General features: G+C 70.2%; 17 protein-coding genes, 1 rRNA gene and 1 riboswitch. Of the genes, 4 read left to right on the top strand and 14 right to left on the bottom strand.

Annotation, left to right across the window (positions count from 1 at the left end):
- Positions 1–127: ribosomal RNA gene (locus ABEA67_RS13610) — 23S ribosomal RNA — on the bottom strand; the annotation flags it as partial.
- Positions 128–405: 278 nt separating this feature from the next.
- Here ABEA67_RS13610 and ABEA67_RS13615 point away from each other — a divergent pair.
- Positions 406–1158, top strand: coding sequence for a phosphodiester glycosidase family protein (locus ABEA67_RS13615; RefSeq protein ID WP_345466082.1), 753 nt, complete (start codon positions 406–408; stop codon positions 1156–1158).
- 98 nt (positions 1159–1256) lie between these two features.
- Here ABEA67_RS13615 and ABEA67_RS13620 read toward each other — a convergent pair whose 3' ends face one another.
- From ABEA67_RS13620 to ABEA67_RS13630, 3 genes are all read right to left on the bottom strand, one after another.
- Entirely contained in the window at positions 1257–3434 is a 2178-nt protein-coding gene (locus ABEA67_RS13620) for a DUF937 domain-containing protein (RefSeq protein WP_345466084.1), read from the bottom strand.
- Positions 3435–3622: 188 nt separating this feature from the next.
- Positions 3623–5707 carry a phenylacetic acid degradation bifunctional protein PaaZ gene (gene paaZ, locus ABEA67_RS13625; protein WP_345466086.1) on the bottom strand — a complete coding sequence of 695 codons (2085 nt, stop codon included), beginning with the start codon at positions 5705–5707 and terminating at the stop codon, positions 3623–3625.
- Between the two features lie 26 nt (positions 5708–5733).
- The gene (locus ABEA67_RS13630) at positions 5734–6144 is read right to left on the bottom strand and encodes a hypothetical protein (RefSeq protein ID WP_345466088.1); all 411 of its coding nucleotides are present in this window, start codon (positions 6142–6144) and stop codon (positions 5734–5736) included.
- 32 nt (positions 6145–6176) lie between these two features.
- Here ABEA67_RS13630 and map point away from each other — a divergent pair, with 32 nt between their 5' ends.
- Positions 6177–6920 (top strand): type I methionyl aminopeptidase, encoded by a 744-nt coding sequence (map, locus tag ABEA67_RS13635; RefSeq protein ID WP_345466091.1) that lies wholly within the window; start codon positions 6177–6179, stop codon positions 6918–6920.
- Positions 6921–6922: 2 nt separating this feature from the next.
- On the opposite strand, the gene paaD is transcribed toward map, so the two are convergent.
- From paaD to thiC, 10 genes are all read right to left on the bottom strand, one after another.
- Positions 6923–7474, bottom strand: a complete 552-nt coding sequence (gene paaD, locus ABEA67_RS13640) for a 1,2-phenylacetyl-CoA epoxidase subunit PaaD (protein ID WP_345466093.1) — start codon at positions 7472–7474, stop codon at positions 6923–6925.
- Positions 7474–8283, bottom strand: coding sequence for a 1,2-phenylacetyl-CoA epoxidase subunit PaaC (gene paaC / locus ABEA67_RS13645; protein ID WP_345466095.1), 810 nt, complete (start codon positions 8281–8283; stop codon positions 7474–7476). The genes paaD and paaC overlap by 1 nt, the downstream gene beginning before the upstream one ends.
- Positions 8280–8873 carry a phenylacetic acid degradation protein gene (locus ABEA67_RS13650; protein ID WP_345466097.1) on the bottom strand — a complete coding sequence of 198 codons (594 nt, stop codon included), beginning with the start codon at positions 8871–8873 and terminating at the stop codon, positions 8280–8282. The genes paaC and ABEA67_RS13650 overlap by 4 nt, the downstream gene beginning before the upstream one ends.
- Before the next feature lie 84 nt (positions 8874–8957).
- Positions 8958–9911 carry a 1,2-phenylacetyl-CoA epoxidase subunit PaaA gene (paaA, locus tag ABEA67_RS13655; protein ID WP_345466099.1) on the bottom strand — a complete coding sequence of 318 codons (954 nt, stop codon included), beginning with the start codon at positions 9909–9911 and terminating at the stop codon, positions 8958–8960.
- Positions 9912–10056: 145 nt separating this feature from the next.
- Positions 10057–10824 carry a bifunctional hydroxymethylpyrimidine kinase/phosphomethylpyrimidine kinase gene (gene thiD / locus ABEA67_RS13660; protein WP_345466102.1) on the bottom strand — a complete coding sequence of 256 codons (768 nt, stop codon included), beginning with the start codon at positions 10822–10824 and terminating at the stop codon, positions 10057–10059.
- A complete protein-coding gene (locus ABEA67_RS13665; protein WP_345466104.1) occupies positions 10821–11831 on the bottom strand; it encodes an NAD(P)/FAD-dependent oxidoreductase in 1011 nt (336 codons plus the stop codon). Before ABEA67_RS13665 ends, thiD begins: the two co-directional genes overlap by 4 nt.
- Positions 11821–12630 (bottom strand): thiazole synthase, encoded by an 810-nt coding sequence (locus ABEA67_RS13670; RefSeq protein WP_345466106.1) that lies wholly within the window; start codon positions 12628–12630, stop codon positions 11821–11823. The genes ABEA67_RS13665 and ABEA67_RS13670 overlap by 11 nt, the downstream gene beginning before the upstream one ends.
- Position 12631: 1 nt before the next feature.
- Entirely contained in the window at positions 12632–12826 is a 195-nt protein-coding gene (gene thiS, locus ABEA67_RS13675) for a sulfur carrier protein ThiS (RefSeq protein WP_345466108.1), read from the bottom strand.
- On the bottom strand, positions 12817–13557 hold the full coding sequence (gene thiE, locus ABEA67_RS13680; protein WP_345466110.1) for a thiamine phosphate synthase: 741 nt from the start codon (positions 13555–13557) through the stop codon (positions 12817–12819). Before thiE ends, thiS begins: the two co-directional genes overlap by 10 nt.
- Positions 13550–15391 (bottom strand): phosphomethylpyrimidine synthase ThiC, encoded by a 1842-nt coding sequence (thiC, locus tag ABEA67_RS13685; protein WP_345466112.1) that lies wholly within the window; start codon positions 15389–15391, stop codon positions 13550–13552. Before thiC ends, thiE begins: the two co-directional genes overlap by 8 nt.
- A 276-nt stretch (positions 15392–15667) precedes the next feature.
- A riboswitch (TPP riboswitch) is annotated at positions 15668–15785 on the bottom strand.
- A 107-nt stretch (positions 15786–15892) separates the two neighbouring features.
- Here thiC and ABEA67_RS13690 point away from each other — a divergent pair.
- Both ABEA67_RS13690 and ABEA67_RS13695 read left to right on the top strand, forming a co-directional pair.
- Positions 15893–16285 (top strand): RidA family protein, encoded by a 393-nt coding sequence (locus ABEA67_RS13690; RefSeq protein ID WP_345466115.1) that lies wholly within the window; start codon positions 15893–15895, stop codon positions 16283–16285.
- Positions 16282–17229 carry an aldo/keto reductase gene (locus tag ABEA67_RS13695; RefSeq protein ID WP_345466117.1) on the top strand — a complete coding sequence of 316 codons (948 nt, stop codon included), beginning with the start codon at positions 16282–16284 and terminating at the stop codon, positions 17227–17229. Before ABEA67_RS13690 ends, ABEA67_RS13695 begins: the two co-directional genes overlap by 4 nt.
- Positions 17230–17273 lie beyond the last annotated feature (44 nt).

Below are 17273 nucleotides of genomic sequence, written 5' to 3' on the forward strand. Positions count from 1 at the left end.
GGTTTCCCCATTCGGACACCCCCGAGTCGACGCCTATCTCCAGCTCGTCGGGGCTTTTCGCAGGTAATCGCGTCCTTCATCGGCTCCAGTGCCAGGGCATCCACCGTGGACCCTTGCTATCTTGACCTGTCCACTTCTGCCCCGCAGGACAGAAGCTTCTTGCAACCCCTCCAACGGAGGAGATTGTTTCTTGCAGTATGTGCTTCACTCGCACGCTTCGCTTGTCATGCTGCTCGCCTCAACTGAGGCTCAGAAAAGATACAGGCGGCAGCACATTCTGTCAACCCCCTGCCCGCCGCCCTTTCTTCAGGCTCCAGAGAGGTGCTTCCGGAGGCCGTAGCAGACGGCTTTTTCCTCCCCTCGCATCACGCCGACCTCATGGCCGGGCCACATGATGGGCGGGATATGCCCTTTGCCTCCTTTCCTTCTGGTTGGCTCCTGTGGTTCCTGGTTCCTGTTCTGGTGTTGACGGCCTGCGCGCGGGCGGGGGGACTGGACGTCCAGCGGGTCACATCGCGGGGGATGCTGTACACGGTGGCCGCCGTGGATCCCAAGCGCGATCGGCTGCGCCTGCACTGGAAGAATCCGGCGACCGGGCAGCCTTACCGGACCTTCGGCGAGGTGATGGCGCGGCTGGGGAAGCAGGGGGAACGGGTGCTTTTTGCCACCAACAGCGGGATTTACGCGCCAGGGCTGGAGCCGCTGGGCCTGCACGTGGAGGAAGGGCGGACGCTGGTGGGCCTGAACAACGCCCGCTCGGGGGGGAACTTCGCGCTGCTGCCCAACGGTGTGTTTTGGGTCAAGGGGGAGCGGGCCGGGGTGACGGAGACGCAGGCGTACCGCCGCCTGAACATGCAGCCGACCTTTGCCACGCAATCCGGGCCGCTGCTGGTGCAGGGGGGGCAACTGCATCCGGCATTCAACAAGGACGGGACCAGCTTCAAGGTCCGCAGCGGCGTGGGGGTGTGCCGGGATGGGCGCGTTCGCTTCGCGGTGAGTGCGGGGCCGGTGAACTTTCACAGCTTCGCGGTGTTCTTCCGGGACGTGCTGGACTGCCCCGACGCGCTGTACCTCGACGGCAGCATCAGCGCCTACGCCACGCCGGACGCGAACACGCAGTTCGCGGATTTCGCGGGTATCTGGACGGTCAGCCGCTAGCGGGCACAGAGGGCTAGTGGGTATGGAGGGGCGGCGGGGACAGTTGGAACAGCAAAAGGGCCGCCTCTGTTGAAGCGGCCCCGGGTTCGGGAGGATGTTTAGCGGGTCACGGTCAGGGTCACGGTGCTGAGGGGCGCTGCTGCCGCTTCACCCAGAGGGCGCACCTCGTAGGTCACGCTGCCCGCACCCGGCCTGCTCTGGTAGCTCCAGCCGCAGGTCGCGTCCAGGGGAATGTTCTTGGTGCCGATGACGCGCTCGCCACGCCTGACGGTCACGCTGTAGCCCTGGCCCTGGCCCTCACCGCCGAAGCGGAAGGGTTCGCTGACCGTCTGCCCGTCGGTGATGCTGAGGGTGTAGTCCCGGTTGCAGGCCGCCGCGCTGGCGTTGGCATCCGCCGCCGCGACCGTGGCCGCCACCTGGCCCAGTTCGGTGCCGCCCGCACCCTGCACGGCGTAGGTGTGGCTGCCCGCGCTGGGGCTGGGCACGTTCAGGCTCCAGGTCCCGTCATCCGCCACGGTCACGTTCCCCAGGCTGGTCCCGTCTTCCAGCACCTGAAGGGTCTCCCCGGCCTGGCCCGTGCCGCGCAGAGTGAAGCCTCCGGCAGGAAGCTGGGCACCTTCGGCGGGTTCACTGATGGCGAAGGTGCCGGCCGCGCCGTCGGTGGCCGTGCCATTGGTGGCCGCGCCGTTCGTGTTGCTGCCATTTGTGCCAGAGCTGCCGGAGGCGGCCGCGTCCGTCACGTTGACCTTGAACTCGCTGCGGGTGCTGCTGTCTTTCCCGCTGATGGTGTAGGTATGCTCGCCGGGGGTGGGGGCAGGAATGGCGGCCTGCCAGTTGCCGTCGGTGCCGACGTTGGCGCTGGCGACCTGCTGGCCCTGGTCCTCGATGCTGAGGGTGTCGCCCGCCGGGGCCGTCCCACTCATCACGAAGTCCTCGGCGGGGAGGGCGGCACCCGCGACGGGGTTGGTCACGACGATGCTGTTTCCAGCCGTGCCGGTCGTGGTGGGAACGGCGACCGGCGTGGTCGGCTGGCGCTGAAGCAGCCAGCACCCGCCCAGCCCCAGCAGCAGGAGCAGCGGAATCAGCCACCAGGGAAACCCACCCCGGCGAGCAGGCGGAGCCGGGGAAACAGCTGCGGCGGGGGGTGGGGCCGCGGGCGTGGTGGGCGGGGCCGTCTCCACGCGGGGCGCGGGTGTTTCCGCGACCGCGACCGTCTCCACGGTCGTCACTGGCGGCGCGGCCTGGGCGGCCTGCGGGAGGGTCAGCAGGGCATTCAGGCTGGTCAGCCCCGGCGGCAGCAGCGTGGGGAGCAGTGGGCCGACGCCGCCCAGCAGGCTGCTCAGGCCGCCCGCAGTCAGGTTCCCGCTTCGTGCCCGGCCCGTCAGCAGCGCCAGCACCAGGGGGGCCATCAGGGCCAGCAGACGGCCCGCGCTGGTCCCCGAGCCGCCCAGCGCCGAGCCGAAGCGTCCCGTCACCGCGTCCACGTTGGGGAACAGCGAGCCGAGCAGGCCCCGACCCTGGCCCTCGACGCGGGCAGCCTCGGCCGCGTCCCCCAGCGGGGCCAGGTCGAGGAGGCCGTTCGCGTTCGTGAAGCGCCCGAAGGTGCCGCCACGGTTCAGCAGGTCGGCCGCGCCCGCCTCGGTCTGGCCCCGGTTGACCAGAGCACCCAGGACCACTGGCAGCGCCGCCTGGGCCGCCCGCGTGGCCGTTCCCCCGGTAAAGCCCGCCGCCCGGCCTACCTGCTCAGCGGCAGCGGAACCGAACTGGCCCTTCAGGAACTCGACCAGGCCCGCAGCAGTCAGCGCGCCACCTGCTGCTTCCGGCGCGGCATTCAGGTCAGGCAGGAGGCTGCCCAGGTTCTCCGCACTCACGCCCCGCTGGCCCAGCAGGCTCAGCAGCAGGGGGAGGGCCATGTGCAGGAGCCGCTGGACACTGTCCGCGTTCAGGCCGCCCCCCACCTGACCGGCAATCTGCCCTGCCTGACTCCCCAGGAGCGCAGGCGTCAGGAGTTCTCCCGCCTGCTGGAGGTGGGCGGCCCCCTCCGGTTCGGCCAGGGCCGCCTCGACGCTGGCAAAGGCCGGCAGGGACTGCATGGCCTCCGTGACCTGCGCCTGCCCCTGGGGCGTGCGGGCCTGGTCGGCCAGGGCACGCAGTTGCAGCGGCAGACCCTGGCGCAACACCTGCTCGGCCTCGGCGGCGTTCAGACCCGCCTCGCGCCCCAGGCGTTCGGCACCCGCCCCGCCAAAGTAGGATTCCAACAGTTCCAAAAGGTTCATTCCGCCTCCTGCAAGCGTGTACCTCCCGCCTCACCCGAGGCTCGGGAGGGAGCAGCATCTCTGGTGGGTCACAGACCCTGTTCAACGTATCCCAGGCCAGCGCGACCTTCTCATGTTCCGGCATGACCGTTTCCTAAGAAAACGGGCCGGACAGTTTCGCCGCTGTCCGGCCCCCAGGAGAGCTGAGGTCAGGCGCTGGGGCCGTCCGCCTCGTCCCGCGCCCGCTCGACCAGCGTCAGGATGTCGTAGGTCGCCACCAGTTCCTCGTTCTGGTTGGTGATTTCCGCGTGCCACTCGACCACGCCGGTCGGGCGCGTTTCGCCGGGGCGCAGGTCCTTGCGAATCTTGCGCTTGCAGGTGAGGCGGGTGCGGATGGTGTCGCCGATGCCGACTGGCTCCACGAAGCGCAGGTTCTCCAGGCCGTAGTTCGCCAGCACCGGCCCCGGCGCGGGCGACACGAACTGTCCGGCGGCGGCGGAAATCAGGAAGTAGCCGTGCGCCACCCGCTTGCCGAAGATGCCCTCCTTCGCGCCGATGTCGTCCACGTGGGCATAGAAGTGGTCGCCGGTCAGGGCCGCAAAGTTCACGATGTCGGCCTCGGTCACAGTACGGCGGTGCGTCAGCAGGCTGTCCCCGACCTGAATCTCGTCGAAGGTCTTGCGGAAGGGGTGCACCACGTCCTCGCGGACCTCGGCACCAGGGACGTATTCGCGCGTCACAGCGGCGAGGGTGGTCGGGTCGGCCTGCACCGCCACCTTGTTCATGTGGTGCTTGATGCCCGCGATGCCCGCCAGTTCCGCACCGCCGCCCGCGCGACCGGGGCCGCCGTGCAGCAGTTGCGGCAGCGGGGAGCCGTGGCCGGTGCTTTCCTTGGCGTCGTCGCGGTTCAGGATGAGGAGGCGTCCATGGCTGCTCGCCATGCCCATGACCAGTTCGGTAGCCTCCGCGCGGTCGTGGGTCACGATGCTGCCCGCCAGGCTGCCCCGACCCATGCGGGCAAGGTGCGCGGCCTCCTCCAGCGTGTCGTAGGGAAGCAGGGTCGCCACCGGGCCGAAGGCTTCCAACTCGTGCGGCCCCTTCGCCGTCAGGGGCGACTCGCACAGCAGCAGGGTGGGGTCGAGGAAGGCCCCCTTCTCGCGGTCGCCGCCCAACAGGTCGCGTTCCTCGCCGCCGATGACCACGCTCGTCTCGGCCTTCAGGTCGTCCAGCGTCGCCAGCACCCGCTCGCGCTGCTCGGTGCTGACGAGCGCCCCCATCCGCACGTCGTCGCGGGCGGGGTCGCCCACCGTCACCTTGCTCAACTCGGCCCGCAGCGCCGCCACGACCTCCTCCACCCGGTCGCGGGGGACGATGGCGCGGCGGATGGCGGTGCATTTCTGCCCGGCCTTCCCGGTCATCTCGCGGGCCACCTCGCGGACGTAGAGGGCAAATTCGGGGTCCTCGGGGCGCACGGTCAGGCCCAGCACGGAGGCGTTCAGGCTGTCGGCCTCCGTGTTGAAGGGCACGTTGCGGGCGACGATGTTGGGATGCACCCGCAGCTTCTGCGCGGTCGCCGCCGAACCCGTGAAGGCCACCATGTCCTGCTCCTCCAGGTGGTCCAGCAGGTCGCCGGGGTCACCCGTCACCAGTTGCAGGCTGCCTTCCGGGAGCAGGCCCGAGGCGATAATGTCGCGCACCACGCGCTCGGTGAGGTAGGCCGTCTGCGGCGCGGGCTTCACCAGGCTGGGCATCCCGGCGATGAAGGCCGGGGCGAGCTTTTCCAGCATCCCCCACACCGGGAAGTTGTAGGCGTTGATTTGCACCGCCACACCCTCACGCGGCACCAGGAGGTGACGGCCCACGAAGGTGCCGCCCTTGCCCAGCCGCTCCACCTTGCCTTCGGGCAGGAAACGCTCGTCGGGCAGGTCGCGGCGGGCCATGCTCGCATAGTTGAACAGCGTCCCGATGCCGCCCTCGATGTCCACCCAGCCGTCACGGCGGGTCGCGCCGGTCAGCAGGTTGAGCTGGTAGTAGTCCTCCTTGCGCTCCAGCAGCTCCGTCGCCAGCGCCCGCAGCATCCGCGCCCGCGTGTGGAAGGTCAGCCGCCGCAGGGCCGGGCCGCCGACCTCGCGCCCGTAACGCAACGCCTCGGCAAAATCCACCCCCTCGCTGGAGATGACGGCGACGGGGCGGCCATACACGGCATCAACGAGGGTCTGGCCTTCGGCAGGGGCGGTGTGCCAGGTGCCGTAGACGTAGGAGGCGGGGCGGAGGATTTCAGTGGTTGTGGTCATACACGACTCCTTGTGCCAAAGGGCGGTCAGGTGTGGCCCGGCGCAGGCGCATCCCGGGTGGGAGCGTCATCGCTGTTTATCAACGTGATGTCGCTGCCAGCTTCCAGCTTCAGAAGACCGTTTTCACAGCGCAGGCGCACCTCGCCCCCAGCAACCGGGGCATCCGGAGCGCCGCCCGGTCCTATCTCCCCCAGCCTCGGGTACAGGCTGGCCTGCCGGAGTGTCACCTTCAGGTTGACGGCCGAGAGATACACCCGAAGCCCAGAGGAGCCAGCCACGCAGAGGAACGTGGTGGAGTGGGCGCTGTTCAGGGACTTCAGGGCCACACCCCCGGGAAGCTGCCGAACCTGTACCCCAATGGGGGAAGCAGCCCGGCCAGAAGTGCCGAGAAGAATCGCGGCGAGGGCCACCGCACGAGATATGGGGAGGGTGGTCATGGGGACTCCTTGAGGCTGAACTAGAATCACGTATGACCATCAACAACGAGCGTGACCTGGAGGGGATGAAGCAGGCCGGCCAGGTGGTCGCCCGCACGCTTGCAGTGCTGAAGGCCGCGGTAGAACCCGGCATAACGCCCGCCGAACTGGACAAACTGGCCGGACAGATTTTTGCCCAGTATGGGGCGTTCTCGGCTCCTCGCGCGGAGTACGGCGCTCCCGTCAATGTCTTTATCAGCGTCAACGAGGACATTGTTCATGGCCTGCCCACGCACCGCCCTCTTGCAGCAGGCGACGTGGTGTGCATCGACGTGACGCCGAATGTGGGCGGGTACGTCGCTGACGCGGCCGTGACGGTGGCTGTTCCGCCTGTTTCCCCGGTGGCTGCCCGCCTGATGGCCTGTGCCGAAGCGGCATTTGCGGAGGCCATGAAAGTCGCTCGCGCGGGCCGACCGCTGAACGGCATCGGCCGGGCAATTGAAACGGAAGTGGCGCGACGGGGTTTCACGCTGCTCCGCGAATTGCAGGGACATGGCGTAGGCCGGGCCATCCACGAAAAGCCCGACGTGCCGAACTTCTACCACCCGGTACTGAAAAAGCCCCTGCACGAAGGGCTGGTGATTGCCGTGGAACCGATGGTGTCCAGTGGCCGCAACTGGCGCACCAGAACCCTGCGGGACGGTTGGACGCTTTCCACCACCGATGGAGGTATCGCCGCGCACTTTGAACACACCGTCATGATTACCAAGGGTGCGCCGCTGATTCTGACCGCCTGAAATCACACGCTCTTGAACCCCTCGAACGGCTCCCGGCAGCTCTCGCACACGTACAGCCGCTTGCACAGCGTGGGGCCGAAGCTGGCGGTCATCCGCACGTTCAGGGAGCCGCAGCGGGGGCAGCGGGTGGGTTCGGGGTCCAGGGTGATGAGGGGGGAGTCTCCGGCGGGGGCGGGCGGCGCGATGCCGTACCGCCGCAGACGCTCGCGGGCGTCGGGCTGAATCCAGTCTGTCGTCCAGGGGGGGGTGAGGGTGCTGCGGACTTCCACATCCTCCACCCCCAGCGCACGCACCGCCTCACCGATGCTGTCGCGGATGACGTGCAGCGCGGGGCAGCCGGAGAAGGTGGGGGTAAAGGTGACGGAGACGCGCCCGCCGTCCACCGTCACGTCCCGCACCATGCCCATGTCGGTGACGGACACGACGGGGATTTCGGGGTCGGGGACGTGGGCGAGGGCAGCCCAGACTTCGTCTGCGGATGGCGGATGACGGATGGCAGAAGGCTGTTCCTGCCTCTGGCCTTCCGCCTTTTGCCTTCCGCCTTCTGCCCCCATCACCACACCTCGGCGTTCGGCACGGCCCGCGCCACGCTCTGCATCTCGCTCAGCAGGGGGGCGAGGTGTTCGGTGTGTGTAGCGCGTCCGGCAGCGGCATTGGCAGGAGCGTCGGGCAACGTCAGACCGCACTTCCCGGTCAGGTGCGGCACCACCAGCGCCTCCCAGCGTGCCCGCACTCCGGCCAGGTCGGGAAGGATGCCCGCCTCCACCAGCGTTTCCTCGTCCTGCACGGGCTGGAAGAGTTGCGCCGCGAACGGCCACAGCTCATTCAGCGCGTTCTGCGTGCGGCGGTGGCTCTCGTCGGTGCCCAGGGCGAGGCGTTCCACCCACAGCGCGGTGTGCTGGAGGTGGAATTTCTCCTCGCGGACGGCCTTGGCGGCGACCTCGGCCAGGGGCGCGTAGGTGCTGGCGCGGGCCGCATCCAGCCAGAGCGCCTCGTAGGCGTCGAAGAGGTACTGGCGCAGCATGGTGAAGGCCCAGTCGCCCTTCGGCAGTTCGACCAGGCGGACGTTGGTGAACCCGTCCGCGTCACGGAAGAAGGCGAGGCGGTCGGGGTCGGAGCCGTCCAGCTCGCGGCGCAGGTCCAGATAAAGGGAGGCGTGCCCCAGCTCGTCCTGCGCGATGTTCGCCAGGGCGATGTCCTCTTCCAGAATCGGCGCGTGTCCGGTCCACTCGCCGTCCCGGTGCGCGAGGATAATCTCGTCGTCGGCCAGGGCGGTGAGCTTGCGAATCAGGGCAGGCTGAAGTTCGGGCGCAAGGGTCTCCTGCTGGGCGCTGGCCGCTGGCGACTGGCTGCTGGCCGTCATTCCTGCGCCTCCTTCACGCGCCCCGGCATCCGGCCCTCGCGCTTGAGTTCACCGACGTGCCTGCCGATCACGCCGTAATACTGCTGCTGCTTGTAGGTCTTGTCCTTCGCGGGGGCGAACCAGCTTTCCACCGTGCCGGGGTCGTCGTCGGTGCGAACCACGGCGGATTCGGGAAAGACCAGCCAGGTGAGCGCGTCGGGGTACTGCTCGCGCGCCTGCCGCAGCGCGTCGCCGGGACCGCTCGCCTCCAGGGTGCCCACCAGGTCCACGAAGGTCATGGACCGCTTGTGCGTGCGCTTGAGGCCCAGGTGGTACGTGCCTGCCTCGCCGGGAGTCTCCAGCAGGGCAGGCTGGGTGTTCACCTCCTCGGGCGTGGCGGTCAGGATGTCGGCCTCGCGCACAGTCCAGAGGCTCACGGCGGCGGGACGGCGCACGAAGACGTTGCGGGCGGTCAGCAGCGCGTGGTCGGGGTCGCCTGCGTGGACGCTGCCGACCGCCTGATAGGGCCGGCCCGGCGCGTCCTGCTTGAAGACCTCCCAGCGGGGCCACTGGGTATCGGGGGATGGGGAAAGGGGTTGGGATGTGGTCATGGTTTCACCAGGGAGGCAGTGATGCGGGTTGAGTGATGAGAGGAAGCGACGCCTCGACCCTCATCACTCACAGCTCATCACTTCTCAATCCGCCGCCTGCCCCATCTGCCGCGCCGCATACGCCTGCATGGCTTCCCGCACCCAGGCCCCGTCGTCGTGGGCCTGCTGGCGTGCGCCCAGGCGTTCCTTGTTGAGGCCCTGCTGGCCCTTCACGACCGCCCAGAACTCTTCCCAGTTGATGGGGCCATGCTTCCAGTTGCCGTTCTCGTCCTGGTGCAGGTCGGGGTCGGGGATGGTCAGGCCGGCTTCGAGCAGTTCGGGGACGTGCTCGTTGATGAACTCCTGGCGGACCTCGTCGTTGGTCTTGAGCTTGATGCCCCAGCCCGCCAGCGCGCCGGTGTTGGGGCTGTCGGCGTCGTGCGGACCCAGCATCATCAGGGAAGGCCACCACCAGCGGTTCAGGGCGTCCTGGGCCATCTGGCGCTGTTCGGGCGTGCCCTGGGCGTACTGCACGATCATTTCCTTGCCCTGCTTGTGGTGGAAGGTCTCCTCCGAGCAGATGCGGACCATCGCGCGGGAGTAGGGGCCGTAGGAGCAGCCCGCCAGCATGGTCTGGTTCTTGATGGCCGCGCCGTCCACCAGCCAGCCGATCATGCCCACGTCGGCCCAGCTGTGGGTGGGGTAGTTGAAGATGCTGGAGTACTTGGCCTTGCCGCTCAGCAGAGCGTCCAGCATCTCCTCACGGGTCGCGCCCAGCGTCTCGGCGGCGTGATAGAGGTACTGGCCGTGCCCGGCCTCGTCCTGAACCTTGGCGATCAGGATGGTCTTGCGCTTGAGGCTGGGCGCGCGGGTAATCCAGCCCCCCTCGGGAAGCATGCCCACGACCTCCGAGTGCGCGTGCTGGGAAATCATGCGGATCAGTTGGCGGCGGTACTCGGCGGGCATCCAGTCGCCGGCTTCGATCTTCTCGCCGCGGGCGATGCGGGCGTTGAAGGCGGCGTGCTGCTCGGCGGTTTCTGTAGGGTGCATCTGCGTCATGGGGGGACCTCCGGAGTGAGGACGGAACTTGCCTAACGAGCGTTAGGTTCAGTGTACAGGAAGGCCGGAAAAGTCCATACAGTCACGCTTACAAAGGGGCAGGCGGAGAGGACAGGTTCACCTCTCCGCCCGCCCACCGCCGTGTTCAGCGCGCCGACCTTTGCCAGACCTCCTGCCCCAGACTGTGTCCCAGTGGCCCGTGCCCCGCGCCCAGGCCGGGGGCCGCCCGCAGGGCCGCCTGAAGGTAGCCGTGGGCCTCCCGCACCGCCCCGGCCAGCGCCTGCCCCCGCGCGAGGTGGGCGGTGATGGCCGCCGAGAGGGTACAGCCCGTGCCGTGGGTGTGGCGGGTGGACTGGCGCGGGGCCTCCAGCCGCAGATGCACTTCCGGGGTCCACAGCTCGTCCGTGACCGTCTCGCCCGTGGCGTGTCCGCCCTTGAGCAGCAGCGGCAGGTGGGCGGGGAGGTCCGGGCCGAACAGGGCCTCCGCTTCGGGCAGGTTCGGGGTAATCAACGTGGCGAGGGGGAACAACTCCTCCAGCAGCACGCCCATCGCTTCCCGGTCCAGCAGGGCGTCACCGCTCTTGGCGAGCAGGACGGGGTCCACCACCAGGGGCAGGCCGCGCCCGCGCAGGGCCGAGGCGACCGCGCGGACAATCCCGGCGTTGCCCAGCGCCCCGGTCTTGACGGCGGCCACCGGGAAGTCGTCGAGGACCGCCTCTATCTGGGCCGTGACCAGTTCGGGGGGCAGGGCCTGCACCGCGCGGACCCCCCGCGTGTTCTGCGCGGTAATCACCGTCAGGGCCGACGTGCCGAAGACGCCGTGCGCCTCGAAGGCCTTGAGGTCGGCCTGAATGCCCGCCCCACCCCCCGAGTCCGACCCGGCAATGGTGAGGGCGACCGGAACGCGCGTCATGCCGCTGCCCCCAGGTGGTGCCGCACCAGCGCCAGCACCCGCCGCGCCGTCAGGGGAGCCAGCAGCGCCCCGTGTCGCCCGTGCCCGGTGGCGACCAGCACGCGCGGCAGGGTGGGATGGGGCGCGACCAGGGGCAGGCCGTCCGGCGTGACGGGCCGCAGGCCGACCAAGCGGGCCAGGACCGGCCGCTCCGCGTGCGCGGGCACCAGCGCTCGGGCCTGGGCACACAACCAGCGCCCCGCATAGGTGTCGGGCCGGGGGGAAGCCGAGAGGCGGGTGGTCGCCCCCACATACAGCCCGTCCGGGCGGCCCAGGGCATACCCGGCTGGCCCGGAGCCGCGCCGCCGCCCCCCGTACAGGGCAGGGTGGTCGCGGGGGCCATCCAGCAGCAGCGCCTGGCCCTGCACCGCCCGCACCTCCAGCCCGAAGGCCGCGCTCCAGGCCCCCGCCGCCAGCACCACCAGGTCGGCCCGGCGTTCGCCCAGGCTGGTCTGGAGCCGCACGCCGTCGGGCCGGGGCCGCAGCGCCAGCACCCGTGCGGGTGTGACGGTCAGGCCCGCCAGCGCCGCCCGCACCACACTGGGCGGATGCACCTGGCCCTCGCCGGGGGTGGCGCGGGCGGTGGCATGGGGCGGGGGCGGCGTGACGGCCTCTCCCCCATCTGCCGCGCCCAGCCGCAGCACGCCAGGGCGCAGATGCACGGGCTGGCCGCTGTGGGCCTCCAGACGCCGGGCGAAGTCGGGCCACAGGCGCAGGCTTTCCAGGGCGTCGGCGTGGAGGGGTGTGCCGCGCAGCCGCTCGCCGTCGGGGGTCAGCAGGCCAGCGCCCGCCAGCCAGGCCGCGCCGGGCAGGCCCGCGTCCAGCACCTCCACCCCCAGCCCGGCCTCCCGCAGGGTGAAGGCGACGGCCGCACCAATCAGGCCGCCGCCCACCACCAGGATGGACGGTCGAGGAGTCGGGAGAACGTCAGCCCGCTCGACCCCTCGACCCCTCGACTCAGCCGACATCCACCGCCTCCGGGTCAGGCAGGCGCGGCACCCCCACGACCGGGCTGCTGGGACTGGCCCCCTCGCGCTCGGCCATGCGGCCCGCCAGGAACGCGGCCCGGCCCGCCTGCACGCCCAGCGCAAAGGCGTGGGCCATGCCCACCGGGTCGTGTGCTTCCGCAATCGCGGTGTTGACCAGCACGGCGTCGGCCCCGCCTTCCAGCGCCTGCGCGGCGTCGCTGGGGACGCCCAGGCCCGCGTCCACCACGATAGGCACAGTCGCCCCGTCCAGCACCGTTCGCAGCAGTTCGCCGGTGCGCAGGCCGCGCCCACTGCCGATAGGACTGGCGAGGGGCATCACGGTGGCGCAGCCCGCCCGTTCCAGCGCGCGGGCCAGCACCGCGTCGGGTTGCACGTAGGGGAGGACCGTGAAGCCGTCGCCCACCAGCGTCTCGGCGGCCCGCAGCGTGCCCACCGGGTCGGGCAGCAGCCAGCGGGCGTCGGGGATGACCTCCAGCTTGACCCAGTTCACGCCCGTCGCGGCCCGCGCCAGCCGCGCCACCCGCACAGCCTCCTCGGCGGTGCGGCAACCCGCCGTGTTGGGCAGGAGCTGGTAGCGGTCCAGGTCCAGCGCGTCCAGCAGGCCCGCGTGGCCGGGCGCGCTGAGTTCGACGCGGCGGATGGCGACGGTCACGATCTGCGTGCCACTGGCCTCCAGAGCCTCGCGCATCACCCCAAAGTCGCAGAACTTGCCGGTGCCCAGCATCAGGCGCGAGGTGAAGGTCCGGCCGCCGATGGTCAGGGGGTCTTGTGCGGGCATCTCAGCCTCCTCCGATGATGCGGACGATTTCGATGGTGTCGTGGGCTTCCAGGGGACGGTCGGGCACCCGCGCTCCGGGGTAGAAGTCGTCCCCCACGGCGACGGCCACCCGTTCGGGCTGCACGTTCAGCTCGCGCAGCAGGGCGTGGAGGGTCAGGCCCTCGCGGTGCGGGTGGGTCTGGCCGTTCACCTGCACGGCGCGGCCTCCCGGAGAAGGGGCAGCCGGGCCAGCAGGTCGGCGGCGGCCCGCGCGGGGTCGGGCGCGTCCAGCACCGCCCGCACCACCGCGATGCGGGTGGCTCCGGCGGCCACCACCTCCTCCACCGTGTCCAGGTCCAGCCCGCCGATGGCGTACCAGGGCACGGGGGGCAACAGCGCCGCGACGTGCCGCACGTAGGCCAGCCCGGCCGCCGCCCGGCCCGGTTTGGTGGGCGTGGCGTGAACGGGGCCGACCGCGAAATAGGCGGGGCGCGCCAGGATAGCCTCCTCGGCCTGTCCGGGCGAATGCGTGCTGAGGCCCACCTGCAAGGCCGGCGCGAGGCGGCGTGCCCACTCGGCCGGCAGGTCCCCCTGCCCCAGATGCACGCCGTCCGCCCCGCCGGCAGCCGCCACGTCCACCCAGTCGTTCACGAAGAAGGGCACGTCGCGGGCGCGGGCGAGGGCACCCACCCGCTCCGCCAGGGCAATGAGGGGGCGGGCCTCCCCGTCTTTGCAGCGCAGTTGCAGCGTGTCCACTCCGCCATCCAGCGCGGCCTCGACACGCGCCAGGAACTCCGCCTCGGGCTGACCGGGGCGCGGGGTGGCGACCAAATAGAGGCGGCCCAGGGGGAGGGTTGGGGGGTCCAGAGGTTGAGGGGGCGGGAGAACGTCAGACCGCCCGACCTCTCGACCGCTCGACTCCCCGACTCGCGGGCGCTCCTCAGTCATCCGCCCCGACCCCCTCCACGTAAAGCTCTCCGCCCGCCTCGCGGAACTCGCGCGCCTTGTCCTCCAGGCCCGCGAGGATGTCCCCGGCGCGCAGGTCGTGGCTGAGCTTCATGGAGCAGAAGTGGGGGCCGCACATCGAGCAGAAATGGGCGGTCTTGGCGGCGTCGGCGGGGAGCGTCTCGTCGTGGAGGGCGCGGGCTTTTTCAGGGTCGAGGCTCAGGTTGAACTGGTCTTCCCAGCGGAACTCGAAGCGGGCCTGCGAGAGCGCATTGTCGCGGGCCTGCGCGCCGGGGTGGCCCTTGGCGAGGTCGGCGGCGTGGGCGGCAATCTTGTAGGCGATCACGCCGTCGCGCACGTCCTGCCGGTCGGGCAGGCCCAGGTGTTCCTTGGGCGTCACGTAGCACAGCATCGCCGTGCCGTACCAGGCAATCTGCGCCGCGCCGATGGCCGAGGTGATGTGGTCGTAGCCGGGCGCGATGTCGGTCGTCAGCGGCCCCAGGGTGTAGAAGGGGGCCTCCTGGCAGACCTCCAGTTGCCGGGTCATGTTCTCGCGGATCAGTTGCATGGGGACGTGGCCCGGCCCCTCGATCATGGTTTGCACACCGTGGTCCCAGGCCACGCGGGTGAGTTCGCCCAGGGTGTCCAGCTCCGCGAACTGCGCGGCGTCGTTGGCGTCCTCGACGGAGCCGGGGCGCAGGCCGTCGCCCAGGCTGAAGGTCACGTCGTAGGCGGCCATGATCTCGCAGATGTCCGCGAAGTGGGTGTACAGGAAGTTCTCGCGGTGATGCGCCAGGCACCACTTGGCGAGGATGCTGCCGCCGCGCGACACGATGCCGGTGCGCCGCCGCGCGGTGAGGGGAATGTGCGCCAGCCGCACGCCCGCATGCACCGTGAAGTAGTCCACGCCCTGCTCAGCCTGCTCGATCAGGGTGCCCTTGTACACCTCCCAGGTGAGGGCCTCGGCCACACCGCCCACCTTTTCCAGCGCCTGATAGATCGGCACGGTGCCGATGGGCACGGGGCTGTTCCGCACAATCCACTCGCGTGTCTGGTGGATGTGTTTGCCGGTCGAGAGGTCCATCACCGTGTCGGCCCCCCAGCGGGTCGCCCAGACCATCTTCTCGACCTCCTCCTCGATGGAGCTGGTCACGATGCTGGTGCCCAGGTTCGCATTCACCTTCACCCGGAAGTTGCGCCCGATGACCGTCGGTTCGAGTTCCGGGTGGTTCACGTTGGCCGGAATCACGGCCCGGCCCCGCGCCACCTCCGAACGCACGAACTCGGGGGTGATCTCGCGGGGAATGGCGGCCCCGAAGCTCTGGCCGGGGTGCTGCGCCGTCAGCGTGAAGGCCTCCTCCTGCCGCAGGTTCTCGCGCAGGGCCACGAACTCCATTTCGGGGGTGATCTCGCCCCGGCGCGCGGCCTGCATCTGGGTGATGGCCTGCCCGCCCCGGGCGCGGCGCGGCATGGGCACGGCGGGAAAGGGCAGCGGCCCCGCGCCGTCCAGCCGGGCGGACAGCCGTTCCCGCTGCACCTCCAGCCGGGCGTCGGCGGCCAGCCAGGGGCGGGCGTGTGGGAGGCCCCGGCGCACGTCGATGGACACGTCCGGGTCGGTGTAGGGGCCGCTGGTATCGGGCACCAGCACGTTGGGGTTGGGGGTGCGGCGGGTCAGGCCGCCGACCGCTTCCAGGGTCGCGGACTGGCGGATGGCCCGCACCGGCACGCGCACCTGTGGGTAGAACACGCCGCCCAGATACCGCTTCTCACTGCCGGGAAAGGGCGTGGTGGACAGGGTGGTTTCGGGGCTGGGTTCAGGGGGGACGGATGCCGACATGGAAAACCTCCAGGGCAGAACAGACAAAAGGGCGGTGGCGACGGGCGACCCTGGGGCGGCCCGGCCTGATACGGATTCCGGCCATTCTGGGAGCCTTCGGGAAAGCACCGAAGGCTCACTCCATTCTGGAATCCGTCCTTCTTCTTCCAGTCGGATTTCGCAGTGATTGCATCACTGTTCGACCGGAATTCGTAGGAAGCACTCGTGAACTGGCAGCAGCGTCTAGAAACCCAAAAAAGCCCTCCCCCAAACGTCGGAGGAGGGCTGAACATCCCTGTTCGGCACCCGTCACGCTCCCTCCGCTGGTATGAACCAGATCAGGTTCCTGGGGTTGGGCCTCTTCGCGGCCCTCTCAGCCCCCGCGCTCTGCGGATGGGCACCCCCGGTGACTGCCCGGAGTGTGACACCTGCGGTCTGCGGATTCAAGCGCGCCCGTGGCGGCGGCGTAGACAGGTCCGGGCACGGTGCCCCTCCTGCCCACAACCCGGATAAGCTCCCCCCATGCGGCAGAACATCGGCGGTTCGTCTCCGTGGGAGGCGGTGGTGGGGTACTCGCGGGCGGTGCGCGTGGGGAACGTGGTGCAGGTGGCGGGAACGACCGCCACAGGCACGGACGGCCAGGTCATCGGCGTGGGGGACGCCTATGCCCAGACGCGGGCGGCGCTGGACATCATCGGCGCGGCGCTGAAGGCTGCCGGGGCAACTCTCGGGGACGTGGTGCGGACGAGAATCTACGTTACCGACATCACCCGCTGGGAGGAGGTGGGCCGCGCCCACGGCGAGGTCTTTGGCGAGATTCGCCCGGCGGCCAGCATGGTGCAGGTCGCCGCGTTGATTGACCCCCGGCATCTGGTGGAAATCGAGGCCGAAGCCATCATCACGGGGGAAGCGTGAGCGTTCCGCTGCTGCCCCCCGGCGCGCCCCGCCTGGGTCTGGGCCTCGCCGCCCTGGGACGGCCCGGATACATCAACCTGGGGCACGGACAGGACCTCGGGGCCGAAAAGGACGTGGAGGCGCTGCGGGCGCGGGCCTGGGCGGTGCTGGACGCGGCGTGGGAGGCGGGCCTGCGGTATTTCGACGCCGCGCGCAGTTACGGGCGGGCGGAGGAGTTCCTGGGCGGCTGGCTGCGGGAGCGCGGGCACGCGGCGGCAGTGGGCAGCAAATGGGGCTACACCTACACCGCGAACTGGCGCACGGACGCCGAGACACACGAGGTCAAGAACCACACCCTCGCCACCCTGGAGCGGCAGTGGCCCGAAACGCTGGAGGTGCTGGACCGCCCCGACGTGTACCTGATTCACTCCGCCACGCTGGACACGGGTGTGCTGGAAGACGAGGGGGTGCTGGCCCGGCTGGCCGAGCTGGCCGCGGAGGGCGTGCGCGTGGGCTTGAGTACCAGTGGACCGGGGCAGGCGGGCACGCTGAGAAAGGCGCTGGCCGTGCGGGTGGACGGCCTGAACCCCTTCAGCGTGGTGCAGGCGACCTGGAACCTGCTGGAACCCTCAGCGGGCGAGGTGCTGGCGGAAGCGCACGCGGCAGGCTGGGGCGTGGTCGTCAAGGAGGCGGTGGCGAACGGACGCCTCACCTTACGCGGTCAGGTGCCGTCCGCACTGGCCGACCTCTGCCAGGAACTTCGCGCCACCCCCGATGCCATCGCCCTCGCCGCCGCCCTCGCGCAGCCGTGGGCCGACGTGGTGCTGAGCGGGGCGACGACGGTGCAGCAACTGCAAGACAACCTCGCCGCACTGCGGTTGACCCTGGCTGCGAGTACGTTGGACGACCTCGCGCAGCCGCCGGAGCGGTACTGGGGGGAGCGGGCAGGGCTGGCGTGGACGTAGGGGTTGTCGGCTGTGGGGTGTCGGCCAGCGAGGGCGGCAGCCTC

The sequence above is a fragment of the Deinococcus carri genome (genome assembly GCF_039545055.1).
Taxonomy (GTDB): Bacteria; Deinococcota; Deinococci; order Deinococcales; family Deinococcaceae; genus Deinococcus; species Deinococcus carri.

Coding starts and splice junctions, on each gene's coding strand:
- ABEA67_RS13615 (WP_345466082.1), top strand. CDS start 406: ATGCCCTTTGCCTCCTTTCCTTCTGGTTGGCTCCTGTGGTTCCTGGTT.
- ABEA67_RS13620 (WP_345466084.1), bottom strand. CDS start 3,434: ATGAACCTTTTGGAACTGTTGGAATCCTACTTTGGCGGGGCGGGTGCC.
- paaZ (WP_345466086.1), bottom strand. CDS start 5,707: ATGACCACAACCACTGAAATCCTCCGCCCCGCCTCCTACGTCTACGGC.
- ABEA67_RS13630 (WP_345466088.1), bottom strand. CDS start 6,144: ATGACCACCCTCCCCATATCTCGTGCGGTGGCCCTCGCCGCGATTCTT.
- map (WP_345466091.1), top strand. CDS start 6,177: ATGACCATCAACAACGAGCGTGACCTGGAGGGGATGAAGCAGGCCGGC.
- paaD (WP_345466093.1), bottom strand. CDS start 7,474: ATGGGGGCAGAAGGCGGAAGGCAAAAGGCGGAAGGCCAGAGGCAGGAA.
- paaC (WP_345466095.1), bottom strand. CDS start 8,283: ATGACGGCCAGCAGCCAGTCGCCAGCGGCCAGCGCCCAGCAGGAGACC.
- ABEA67_RS13650 (WP_345466097.1), bottom strand. CDS start 8,873: ATGACCACATCCCAACCCCTTTCCCCATCCCCCGATACCCAGTGGCCC.
- paaA (WP_345466099.1), bottom strand. CDS start 9,911: ATGACGCAGATGCACCCTACAGAAACCGCCGAGCAGCACGCCGCCTTC.
- thiD (WP_345466102.1), bottom strand. CDS start 10,824: ATGACGCGCGTTCCGGTCGCCCTCACCATTGCCGGGTCGGACTCGGGG.
- ABEA67_RS13665 (WP_345466104.1), bottom strand. CDS start 11,831: ATGTCGGCTGAGTCGAGGGGTCGAGGGGTCGAGCGGGCTGACGTTCTC.
- ABEA67_RS13670 (WP_345466106.1), bottom strand. CDS start 12,630: ATGCCCGCACAAGACCCCCTGACCATCGGCGGCCGGACCTTCACCTCG.
- thiE (WP_345466110.1), bottom strand. CDS start 13,557: ATGACTGAGGAGCGCCCGCGAGTCGGGGAGTCGAGCGGTCGAGAGGTC.
- thiC (WP_345466112.1), bottom strand. CDS start 15,391: ATGTCGGCATCCGTCCCCCCTGAACCCAGCCCCGAAACCACCCTGTCC.
- ABEA67_RS13690 (WP_345466115.1), top strand. CDS start 15,893: ATGCGGCAGAACATCGGCGGTTCGTCTCCGTGGGAGGCGGTGGTGGGG.